Genomic DNA, 981 nt, shown 5'->3' with positions numbered 1-981 from the left:
CGGCTCCTCTTTTTCTTTTTTAGTTCCTCAAACACTCTCATGAAACACTGGCTATCTTCTTTTGCTGTTTAAACGAAACTGCTGTGGCGTGACATCGAAAGTCGCTTTGAAGGCTTTAATGTAAGAGGAGTCGTTTTGGTAACCCACTTGATCAGCAATACTTTGTATTGAGTCATCTTCGTCTAGCAGAGACAGTGAGTAAATCAGTCGTATTTGTTGGCGCCACAGCTGAAACGAGGTGTTGAATTCTTTCGCGAATAATCGCGACAAGGTTCGCTCGGATGCACCTACTTTTTCTCCCCACGCCTTGAGCGACAAATCTAAATTTGGCTCATCAGTGAGGGCCTCAAATATCAACTTCAAGCGCCTGTCTTGAGGCAACAACAGCTGAAATGTCTGTACGTTGTCTTTCATTATTTGGTCGTGCAATACGGACAGTAAGCGAGACACTTCTTCATCGCTCACCAATCCTTCACACTGTCTGCGAATTTCTTGTAATAGCTCGTTTAGAAAGGGAGTAAGTGCAATGGTTCGAACCTCTGGCTCATACTTCGTTCCAAAGGCTGGGTTAAGGTAAATACCAACAAACGTGGTATGGCTCAATGCGATAGATTCATGTGAAATACCGGCAGGGACAAACAAAGCCGATGTGTGCGGCACCAGGTGTTGATAGTGTTCTGTTTGAGTTTGTAGTAAACCTTTGAGTGGAAAGATCACTTGATGCCATGTGTGTTGGTGCATCGCATCGATGTAACCTTTCGGCATGTCGATAGTCTTAACGAGCGCGGGCGAATTTGGATTGGCGGCCATCATCTTGTTGGAGGTGACAGCTCCAGTACGAGAATTGATTTGGCGGGTTAGCATGGTTAAGTGTCCTTATGTCCCTATTCTGACGCGGCGACCCTAGGCTATCATGCTCGGCAGATAGAATGAAGCCGAGAGGACACGCGCATGCGCTTTCAAGTAGAGATATCCAAACAA

At 45.9% G+C, this 981-nt stretch carries 1 protein-coding gene; it reads right to left on the bottom strand.

Features of this window, described 5'->3' with window-relative positions; genetic code table 11:
* Positions 1-51 precede the first annotated feature (51 nt).
* Entirely contained in the window at positions 52-864 is an 813-nt protein-coding gene (locus BCT81_RS26775; protein ID WP_102426429.1) for a helix-turn-helix transcriptional regulator, read from the bottom strand.
* Positions 865-981: the final 117 nt, after the last annotated feature.

The sequence above is a fragment of the Vibrio sp. 10N.261.52.A1 genome (genome assembly GCF_002876325.1).
Classification (GTDB): Bacteria; Pseudomonadota; Gammaproteobacteria; order Enterobacterales; family Vibrionaceae; genus Vibrio; species Vibrio chagasii.
This window is presented reverse-complemented; position numbering and strand designations above follow the sequence as displayed.